This window comes from Streptococcus sanguinis (genome assembly GCF_003943655.1).
Taxonomy (GTDB): Bacteria; Bacillota; Bacilli; order Lactobacillales; family Streptococcaceae; genus Streptococcus; species Streptococcus sanguinis_F.
Map to the genome: position 1 here is coordinate 1 of NZ_RJMM01000039.1, position 10,579 is coordinate 10,579.

Below are 10,579 nucleotides of genomic sequence, written 5' to 3' on the forward strand. Positions count from 1 at the left end.
TCTATATAGGAATTATTAAAAAATGAAGAAACTTTTTGAGATGCTTCTAAAAAATGCCCATTAGATAAACCTTGATAAGATAGAAGCCTTGCCTTAAGTTTACTAGCTTGAAGATTTCGCTCCTCGCTTTTTTCAATAGATGATTCTGGAAGATTTTCATAATATTGGAGTAAATCTAAAGACAATTTTAAAACTAAATCATCAGGTCCTTCATTAACGAATGATTCAAATGATTTTCCTTTTGATAATTGATATTTACCTTGAACATCTATACCAATTGAATAAAAAGTAAAATCCCCAAAAGTTGAATTAGAAAAATCTAGTACGTATCCACCCTGATTGAAAAATATTTTTATAAAAGACTTATCTTGAAAACTAATTTCCATAAATTAAAACCTTTATTATTTTAGCTAATTTCATTGAGTGACTTTTTAAAAGTAGAAGGTGATTTTCTTACAATCAAGTAATTGGGCAGGATTATTAGGATTCTTAACTAGAACATCGTCAATCGATAAACTATCGATTGAATTAGAAAGTTCTATTAATTGTTGCTTATTTTCAAAATTACTAAAATGTTCATCAGATACTAAGGCAAATAAATTAAAATCGGCTTTGGGATTAGGAGTATAGATATAGTTAAATACCGTAAACGGATTTTCAAGAAGCCACATTCCTCTAATCCTAAGACTTGTAATACCTAAAGGGTCAATTTTATTTACACGACCCAGCTCTTGTGTTGGCGAAAAGCTAACGTTAGGAATACTATCAATACCGTCTTTAATCTTTTCGAATATATCTTCATATACGCTTTTATTGGCACAGTAGACCGAAGCGTCAATTAAAGCTAATTCTTTTAGATGTTTGTCTTTGACAAAACCAATTGAATAGATGAAGTCTTTTTCCGTCCAGCTTTCGGCATCGCGTGCTGCTTGCTTTAGCCTAGAATCATTAACGTATAATTTTGATTTAGGACTAGAACTATTTAATTGAAGTTGCGAGGTGCGACTTTCGATCTTTTTGGTCTCAATGGCAGCACCACCCTTTAACATACCATCCGGTGGATTGGTATCATTCCCTAAATACGAAAATACTTTGCTTACTTTTTGAACTCTACTTGCCTCATCACTCTCTGATATAGTTCCAGCAAAGCTATCGACAATATATTTTTCAAGAGCATCACCTACCGAATTGGCTCGATTTGCTCTAATATAGCTTTCTTGAAGATTAGTATTTTGAGACCTGACTATATTTATAATAGCAGTTAAAATATTTGCTCTTATCTCATTCTCCATGAATATACTCCTTACATATAAAATCAGCTATTGGTTGCGTGATAGCTTTTGCTAGTAGCACAGGAACAGCATTACCGATTTGTTTATAAATTTTATCAATTCTTCCGTTTTCTCTGATATTTTTATTACCACCATCCGAAAACTCAAACCAATCTGGAAACGTTTGAATTCGGGCGATTTCTTTTACTGATAGCCTACGATTTATGTCACCATTAAAAATCCATTTGTTTTTATCGATTTTAGTCATAGGTTCGCCATCTGGATGTTGGGGTGCTTGACGACCAGACGCTTGAATAGTGAATGATTGGTCAGACCATTCTTTTTTTCGATTTCTACTCATATAGATAGTAGAGTACTCCCCCTTGAAGTACGGACCAGGATTATTGCGTAAATCTCCAATGGCTTGTTCTAATGTTACGAAAGGCTTCTTTTCTGCTAGTAAGTCAATATCTTTGAAATCTCCATGAGTAGGCTCTGGAAGATTGTATCGAAAATTGTATTTTTTTTCGATTTTTTCTTTATGAACTCCAATTAAAAATACTCGTTCCCGTGATTGAGGAATGCCGTAATCTCTAGCATTCACAAGATGAGGAGTGACCGTATATCCAGCGGCTGCGAAATCAGCCACAATCTGGCTTAAGACCTCTCCATGACCTAAAGTCATCATTCCCTTAACATTTTCAGCAACGAAAAATTCAGGCTGAGTTTGAATTAAAGCTCTGATAAAATGAATATAAAGGAAGTTTCGAGGGTCATCTACTAATCGAGGACCAGCTTCTGAGAATCCAGGGCACGGAAATCCGCCAATCATAATCTGGCACTCTGGAAAACGAGCAACTTTTCGAATATCCTTTTCGTGTTGAATTACTGTTTTAGGGAAATTAAGCTTATAGGTCATATTAGCTTCTTTAAACATATCGTTTGTGTAGACAGTATGAAAAATACTTTTTGAACGTTGTTTGTTAAAAATCTCTTTACCGGCATTAAAATATTCCATAGCCTTTTTTTCGCCTACAGCGCTACTTAACCCAGCAAGTTCTAAGCCCAAATCAAGACCGCCCGCGCCGCTAAATAGAGAAACGACATTGAATTTATCTATTTTATTATCGATATTAGATAATAAAATAATATCTTTTTCATCTTCTGGGACGGCAAGTTCTTCTTCTGATATTTTTTGAAGCAGTATTCTTTTTACATCTTCACTGGATAAGTTACGCATCTCAGGTTTAAACTTCCCACGAGAGCGCTTAATCTGTTCTATTTTTTCTTCCATTCAATCAATCCTATTCTTTCTTAATATCTACAATTATACCACATCTCACTACTGAATTAAATCAGTGAAAGTCAACTCAATTCCTCAATATTTATCACCGAAATCTCAATATCAGACTCAGCTAATTTCTCTTTAAAACTATCCGCTAGCTCTTTGAAGAACTCATCATCCGTTTCAATTTCGACGATAATCTCGTGCCTGCCGCCGCCAGAAATTAAGCCATATTCTATCAATCGTGAAATATCATTGCCTTTCACGCCGTATTTAGTAAATAATTTTTCGAAATCTGCAGGCGAAATCAGATAACAGTCGTAAACATATTCACCTGAAAATAATTCCTCAGATTCATCATAAAAGGTAAAGGGTGCGACTTTTCGGAATAGCGCCAATTCTTCTTCGGAAAATTTGTTTAATTCTTGAATCACTCGGCGAGAATAGCCCTCAGCTTTCGAAATGAGAGACTCTAAAGGTTTTTGAAATAGGTTGGCTTTCTTGACTAAAATCAACTTCTTTATAAGCGATGTTAGATTGGTGATATGAAATTAAGGCGTAATAAAAACATTCAACTACAAACAAATAAGGTCTAATAGCATGGTTGAGCTTATAAGACTTCTTTAAACTAATTTGGATCGATACAGACAAGTTGGTTGATTCTTCCAAAAGCTCAAAGAAATCTTCAAGAGTAGAATCCAGTTGAAACTTATTTTCTTTGTAGTTTAGTTGTGACAATCTTTTTTCGACCTCTAAAATATAGGGCGAAAAGCCTTTTTCATCAATTTCATCTTGGACGACACCTACTAGGCTTCGTCCTTTATTTTTACCCGAAAAATACTTATTGAAATCTGTATCTGAAATATTAGCGTGGGCGTATTCGGCTATTACTGTGGTCAAGCCTTTTCTGACGGATTTTGGGTTAGACCAAATTTCTTTATTGGCGTGTTTAAAAACAAGCTGGAACAGTTTTGAAAGGAGAAACATATAAGACCTCCAAACTGGCATGATTTTCGCATTGATTTTGGCATCATTTCATGAATTATTGTCGGTATAATGAAACCATAAGTTAGCTAGCTTATCAAAATTATACCAAAATCAAAGGAGAAAATCCCATGAATCCACTACAAAAACAAGCTTCACAAGAAGCGCTTCCGCAAATTGCCAATCAACACCAATTGACTCGCCAAACAACAAGAAGATAGCCAAAATATCTCCAAGTTTATGGCGAGAATTTCCAAATATACAGAACTTCCAGAATTAACCGTTGAAATCGTAAATGAGCTAATTGATAAGATTGTCATTCAGAAGCCAACAGGCACGAAGCGCAATCGAATCATTCAGATAGACATTTGCTACAATTTCATCGGAAAAGTAAACAACGAAAAAAGCGAGCCAGATCATCTGACTCGCTAATATTACCTAATCACTAAACTGCTGGGTGTCAGTTTGCCTAAGGGAGAAGATCTGGTTTATTTTACCTTACAGTGCTAGGAACCGTAACCGAAGATAATACTTGAGTATATCGAGGTAAGGTGACAAGGCAATGTAAGTGGAAAATAAAGCAGATTAACGACGAAGTCCAAGAGAGTTGATCAACTCACGGTAACGGTTAACGTCGTTCTTACGAAGGTAAGCCAAAAGATTACGACGGCGACCGATTTTCTTCATCAAACCACGGTAAGTAGCGTGGTCTTTTTTGTGTTGTTTGATGTGGTCGTTGAGGTGGTTGATTTCCCAAGTAAGGACAGCAACTTGTACCTCTACGGAACCAGTGTCACCTTCGTGACGTGCATATTGTGCAATGATTTCATTTTTTTTCTCTTTTGAGATTGCCATGATATACTCCTTTTCTTTACGCTTCATCCGAGTGGCAGGTTTGGCATGGCCTGCAACCAAGAAGAAGTTATTTGTCTTTACGACATACTTATTCTACCAAGAAGGTCTACCTTTGTCAAATGATTCTACTCCATCTTCTTCCCNTCTAAATTGTAATTTTTTCTAGATAGCCAAGCATAGGCGGCTATTCCCCAGTAAGCAAATAAAGAGATAATCTGCTCAGGATAGTCATAAAAAACCAGCCTCCTAGGACTGGTTAAAAAACTTTAGTTCATCTATCTTTCTAAACTTGCTCTGATTGTACCACCAGTATCAAGAATAAGTATTTTCTTACCATTTTGAACTACTACGAAATAATTGTTAGAATTGATATCAATGTAGATATCCTTATTACTTTGGACTTGATAGCCTTCTTCACTGACTGATTCTTTAATCAAGGCAATCTTTTCCCCAACTTCTTTTTCACTCAGTTTCTCTTCTGGATTATCAGAAATCAATTTCGTATATTCTACAAAGGGATAGAGCCCCAATCTACTCGAATCACTAGAATTATATTCTTCATCACGATCGGATTCTATATTTACAATTCCAACATCAGAAATACTTACGTTCTTTGAATTTTCACTATTTTTATAACGAATTTTCCACTCACCAACAAATGCCTTAGGATACTGAACTTTATAAAATCGAAGACGCTTGATATACTGTGAGTCATTTGAACTATTGATACCTGAACGACTATCATAAATAATCATACTGCCATCATTTTGCAGAAGGTGGTAAATCTTGTTTTCGTCAATATAAGCAGAAAAGATAGCCTTGGTATTGAGTTTGAAATGCTTATCAAAATCAGCTAAGGTCTTAATTTTTGGATTGTTTTCTGCCTTAATAAATTTTTCAAAATCAGCCTTAGCTTTGTCTCCTTCAGCTAATTTTTCAATATCTTTTTTACCATTAAATAGCTTTTTCTTATCATTCAGTTCATAAACAAAAGAAATAGAGTCAGCTGGATTAATCCATACGCCATCAAGATCCGAAATCTTCGGTCCCATTCCAAATAGTACAAACACCAAAATTCCTAAGACTGTAACAGCGATTGAAATCCCCACTATAAGGTTACGGCGCTTGTTCTTAGCTTGAAGCATCGTTGTTGCTTTAGGAATTTCTTGAGTTACAAACTGCCCACTTGTCTTTGCCGCTTGAAACTCTTGAGCTGTTGGTTTTCGATGATAAGTAGCTTCAAACTGCGCAACCCACTCATTCTGATTCATAACATCCTCCTCTATAATGATTTTAACAGTGAATTCTCATTGCTAGCAAACTAACTATTTACTATCTTGAAATTTATTATACCATATATAATAACTAGTAAAACATTCACTAGTGAAAAAATTTATAACTTGGGCTAGCATTTGGTAGATTATAACCATATGAGATGCAAAAAAATAACTGTGAAGTACTATGTTATTTACAATTCAACCCCAAAGATTTCTAAAGAAAGTATCTCTGCCTCGGTCAAGGAAACAAATTAAAACCCCAGCACTACTTCATTAAGAACTGGGGTTTAAGGTTAGGATTTTAAAATATTTAATCAGTCATCTAAGATTTTAAAACCAAGACTAGTACTATCTTTCAAAAACATCTGAACTGTTTCTAGGGAATATTCTGTCAAATCTTTACCATTTAACGATAATTTTTGAATCAAATCTGAGGTACAGGTAATAATATCAACCCCTAACTCATCCGCTTGATAAATATTATAGGTTTCGCGCGGACTAGCCCACAACAACTCTACTCCGTCTTTTTGACGACAAATAGACAGTGCTTCTTTCATAATCGGCACAGGATCCACACCCGTATCTGCGATACGTCCAGCAAAAACTGACACTATCCCTGGAGTACCTGCCTTCAAAGCTCCAACTACCTCGCGAACTTGTTCAAGAGTGAAAATAGCTGTAGCATTGATTTTAACACCTTTTGCTGCTAGACGTTTCATTAAATCAACAGTTGATTCCCCTTTAGAATTTGTCACAGGTATTTTTACATAAACATTCTCTCCCAGTGAGGCTATTTTTTCTGCTTCTTTTTCCATTGTTTCAATGTCATCAGCAAACACTTCAAAAGAAACGTGAAATTCCTTAATATCCTTTAATACTTCTTTAGCGAATCCTATATAGCTGGTGATACCTGCTTTCTTCATTAAGCTAGGATTAGTGGTAAATCCCGATACCAAACCAGAATTTAGATCCTTTAGCATAGTTTCCAAAACTGCGCCATCTGAATAAACTTTAATAGATAATTTTCGTGCCATCATTCGCCCTCTTATTCTTCTTCGTCGCAAACATTATTCAGTGCTGTATCTGATCTGCTGAGGAAATTTGGTAAAAGCAATATAACAGCTAGAACTGCTACTATCACATAAATACCAACTTGACCAACAGAATCTCCTACACGACCTAACAAAATACCAAATACACCAAAGTCAAAATCACCAAAGGTCGTATTTGCAAAACCTAGTTCACCTAATACTGGCAAAACTGCTGCAGGTAAAAAGGCTAAGAATAGACCGTTTACAAAAGAACCTAAAACAGCTCCCTTGCGTCCTCCAGTTGCATTACCATAGATTCCCGCTGTTGCACCACAGAAAAAGTGAGGAACCATACCGGGAATAATCAGCACACCACCTATTGCTCCCAGAATGAACATGCCAATCAGTCCACCTAAAAAGCTAAAGGCAAAACCAATAATAACTGCTGTAGGCGCATAAGGGAAGAATACAGCACAGTCCACAGCTGGTACAGCATTCGGAATAAGCTTAGTAGCGATACCTTGAAAAGCAGGAATCAAATCAGCAAGTATCATCCGTACCCCTGCATATACAATAGCGACACCAACCGCAAAAGTTAGACCGCTGACGATAGCAAATATAAAAGGATTCTTACCAGCTGCTAACTCTTCAACTGTTTTAGGACTACGAATCAGACAAGCAATTGTTGCTATCAGATAAAAGATAACCATGACAATACCTGTTGATATAGTAGTATTGCGAAGAAAACTCCATTTTTCTGAAATTTTTAACTCCTCTGTACTGGTGCTGCCTTTTCCTACCTTAGATCCAATCCAGGCTGAGAGATAGTAACCCAGACTGCCAAAATGTCCCATTGCAATCTCGTCTCCGTCCGTTACCTGAAGAGTATATTTCTGTCCAATAGCTGGAGAAATAGCTGACCAAGCACCTAATATAAATCCTCCTACTGCAATCATGGCAGCTCCTTTAAAGCCAATTGCTCCTAAAACGGCTGACAATAAACAAGCCATAAAGAAACTATGATGCCCTGTTAAAAAGATGTATTTAAAGCGAGTAAAACGAGCAAATAATAAATTTAGCAATAAGCCAACAATGAGAATTGTCATCGTCTCAACACCCAGTATTTTCTGAGCAACTGATGTTACAGCTTCATTATTGGGAACAACACCTGTAATACCAAACCCTTTTTCAATCAAACTAGCTAAAGGAGATAAATTATTTTGAATAACTCCTGCTCCAGCGGCTAACATTAAATACCCTAGAATCGGCCCTAGTGTTCCAGTCAAAACTTTATGACTTGGAGTTCGAAGAGCTACTAAACCAACAAAAGCTATCAGTCCCATTAAAAAGGCTGGTTCACTTAAGATATTTTGAAACAGCGTGAGTATACCATTCATGGCTGAACCTCCATTCTTTCTTCTTATTGATTTCTCATTTCTTCTAATACAGGAACAAGGTCTGCTTCGATTTTTTTGCGATTAGTATAGCTCTTAACGATACAAACCTTTGTTCCCTCAGGAAAGATATCTTGAAATTCTTTCACTGTCACATATAGGTCTGCTCCCTTTCCGACCGCTGCATTAGAATCACAAGATTCTGCTTCTACTTCTATTCCTAAAACTTTGGCAATGGCTTCTACTTTCATCCGAAGAAGTAAGCTGCTGCCAATACCATTTCCACAAACTGTGACAATTTTAATCATCTTTTTCTCCATTCTTTATTGTTTCGGTAATGATTTCCATTATTTCATCTGGATTTTCTGCTGCAATTAACTGTTCTATGGACTCATCGTCATCTAAAATCATAGCAAGCTCTTGTAAAGCTTTCAAATGCGCAGTTGAATCAATGGCGGCAAGTACAAAAATCAACTGAACTTGTTTTTCCTCATCTCCTTTTACATCAAAATCAACTGGCTCTGCCACCTGCAGCAAGCTCATTCCTACCTTGTTTACCCCCAAATCAGGAGCAGCGTGAGGAACAGCGACTTTCGGTGCTAGTACAATATAGGCTCCTAACTTCTCCACAGAAGCAATCATTCCTTCAATATAAGACTGCTCAATATAATTTTCCCTCAGCAAAGGTGCAGCTGCCAAAGAAATAGCTTCTTTCCAATCCTTGACCTGATTAGTCTGTTGAATAAATTCTTTTTTTAATAATTCTGTCAAACCATATCCTCCTCTCGTCTGACCTTGTTGCCAGCCTATCAAGTAATTCGATAGTTCTCTCATTAGCTCAGGATAGTGATGAATCGTTGTATGTCGCTCTATAATTTCTATCAACCCGTCTAAGGAAATTCCTTGAGTTTCAATCCAAGAAAATTGACTGATGACTCTGCGTTTTAACATGGTCTTTTCAACAGCCTTCATAACAGGCTGCAGTATATAGACTGGTCTTTCTGATTCAAACGGAACTGTTGAAAAAGCAAGGTCATATTCTTCAATGTCTATCTTTTTAGCTTCATCAAGCTGGTGAACAGGCTTAAACATCATATTTGGAAAAAGATGCTTTAATTCCGCCTGAAGAATCAGGGAAGAACTCACTCCATTTGGACAGATACTCAAAGCCCTTAAAGTTTGTATACTATCTTTCTTATACTCTCCCTCTAAATATCCACCAAAATGAATCGTGAAGTAAGCTACCTCATCATCACTTAATAGTTTGCCTACGTATTCTTCTAAAGGAATAAGACTTCGTTTTACCAAATAGTAGAGTGAGCCAAAATCTGCTTTAATCTGTTCTTTCAATGGATTTATTAAAGGAATATCAAATAACAGGCGATAATACGCTGGATAAAGATGCGAGTATAAATTTTGACGAAATTGAGGAGATTGAGAAAAATCTGCTCCTGTATGAGCTTTGACCTGTTCTATTATATCTTCCATCAACTCAAATACCCTTTGGTCAGAAAAAACTTGAAGATTTCCTTCTGTACAACCTAGCAAGCGAGAAAAGATAAAATTCTTTTTGCCTGCCAACTCTGGGTAAGTTTGTAATAGTTCTTCACATAAATCAAACAAAGAATTTGTATATATCTCTCCTAAGACAATATCATCGTCAGGACATATTTTTAAACTCCCCGCTTTTAAAATAGCGATAAGACAGCTTACTTCTTTCGTTTTTTCAGACAAAAAATGAATGTTATACTTTTTTCCGAGTAAAACGAGTCTGTCTGCAACTTCCCCATCATTAAGCTCTAGACCACAATCTTCAAGCAAATATCGAAGTACCCAGCGCCCACTCGCTATTGACAAAAGCTCACTCAATGTCTTCTCTAATAGATAAATGAGCTTTTTTGTTTTTCCTGCTAAAAAATATCCCTGTTTACGAGTATAAGACAGTTCTATCTGATAAGAAAGTAAATGTTGCTTAAGCCTTTTTATATCCGACAGGACTGAATTTCTGCTCATCTGCAATAGATTCTGTAAATGCTGATTGGATACAAAGTGCTGAGCCAACAGAATGTAAAGCACAATCATTTCTAAGCGCTCTTCATGAAAAAGATAGTCACCTGTATGATGAGATATCTTTTCAAAAAGGCTATTCAAGGATACTGCCGGAGTTCTAATTCGTCCTCCTTTCACCTCAATAACTGGAAAATGAAAAGATTCTAAAACATCGTTAATTTTTTCAATTTGCAGAATAAGATATTTACGATTAATTTTTAGAAGTTTTTCCATTTCCTCAAGAGAAGAATCTGAATATTTGGATAAAAGCTGAAATTTTTCAATGAGCTCATTTGATAACACTTCTAGCCCTCCTATATTATTAGTATAAACAAAATAGTTAGCGTTTTCAATCAAAATTCAGTCCAATTGTCATCAGGAAATTATCAAAAGAATTGTGCCTAAGATATATAGTAATTTTTGAATACATCCC

The 10,579-nt window shown here is 35.9% G+C and carries 11 protein-coding genes and 1 pseudogene; 1 reads left to right on the forward strand and 11 read right to left on the reverse strand.

All coding sequences use genetic code 11. From position 1 onward, the window contains the following. The 5 genes and pseudogenes from D8886_RS11175 to D8886_RS11860 form a co-directional block, all read right to left on the reverse strand. Window positions 1–386: pseudogene (locus tag D8886_RS11175) on the reverse strand (abortive infection family protein); the annotation flags it as partial. A gap of 45 nt (window positions 387–431) precedes the next feature. After that, entirely contained in the window at window positions 432–1,292 is an 861-nt protein-coding gene (locus D8886_RS11180) for an NgoPII family restriction endonuclease (RefSeq protein WP_260469520.1), read from the reverse strand. Continuing rightward, window positions 1,282–2,565, reverse strand: a complete 1,284-nt coding sequence (locus D8886_RS11185) for a DNA cytosine methyltransferase (RefSeq protein WP_125435718.1) — start codon at window positions 2,563–2,565, stop codon at window positions 1,282–1,284. Before D8886_RS11185 ends, D8886_RS11180 begins: the two co-directional genes overlap by 11 nt. A 71-nt stretch (window positions 2,566–2,636) precedes the next feature. After that, window positions 2,637–2,990 (reverse strand): hypothetical protein, encoded by a 354-nt coding sequence (locus D8886_RS11855; RefSeq protein WP_260469521.1) that lies wholly within the window; start codon window positions 2,988–2,990, stop codon window positions 2,637–2,639. A 16-nt stretch (window positions 2,991–3,006) separates the two neighbouring features. Further along, a complete protein-coding gene (locus tag D8886_RS11860; protein WP_260469522.1) occupies window positions 3,007–3,543 on the reverse strand; it encodes a hypothetical protein in 537 nt (178 codons plus the stop codon). 237 nt (window positions 3,544–3,780) lie between these two features. Between D8886_RS11860 and D8886_RS11195 the strand changes: the two genes are divergently transcribed. Further along, window positions 3,781–3,972 (forward strand): DUF4368 domain-containing protein, encoded by a 192-nt coding sequence (locus tag D8886_RS11195; RefSeq protein ID WP_260469523.1) that lies wholly within the window; start codon window positions 3,781–3,783, stop codon window positions 3,970–3,972. A 153-nt stretch (window positions 3,973–4,125) separates the two neighbouring features. Here the strand turns inward: D8886_RS11195 and rpsO are convergent, their stop codons facing one another. From rpsO to D8886_RS11225, 6 genes are all read right to left on the reverse strand, one after another. Then, entirely contained in the window at window positions 4,126–4,395 is a 270-nt protein-coding gene (gene rpsO / locus D8886_RS11200; RefSeq protein ID WP_004193424.1) for a 30S ribosomal protein S15, read from the reverse strand. Between the two features lie 275 nt (window positions 4,396–4,670). Further along, window positions 4,671–5,666, reverse strand: a complete 996-nt coding sequence (locus D8886_RS11205) for a hypothetical protein (RefSeq protein ID WP_125435722.1) — start codon at window positions 5,664–5,666, stop codon at window positions 4,671–4,673. A 320-nt stretch (window positions 5,667–5,986) separates the two neighbouring features. After that, a complete protein-coding gene (locus D8886_RS11210) occupies window positions 5,987–6,709 on the reverse strand; it encodes a transaldolase (protein ID WP_111675281.1) in 723 nt (240 codons plus the stop codon). 8 nt (window positions 6,710–6,717) lie between these two features. Then, complete coding sequence (gene ulaA / locus D8886_RS11215) at window positions 6,718–8,100, reverse strand: PTS ascorbate transporter subunit IIC (protein WP_002926060.1); 1,383 nt, start codon at window positions 8,098–8,100, stop codon at window positions 6,718–6,720. 23 nt (window positions 8,101–8,123) lie between these two features. After that, entirely contained in the window at window positions 8,124–8,405 is a 282-nt protein-coding gene (locus tag D8886_RS11220) for a PTS sugar transporter subunit IIB (RefSeq protein WP_125435724.1), read from the reverse strand. Beyond that, entirely contained in the window at window positions 8,398–10,449 is a 2,052-nt protein-coding gene (locus tag D8886_RS11225) for a BglG family transcription antiterminator (protein WP_231909444.1), read from the reverse strand. Before D8886_RS11225 ends, D8886_RS11220 begins: the two co-directional genes overlap by 8 nt. Window positions 10,450–10,579 lie beyond the last annotated feature (130 nt).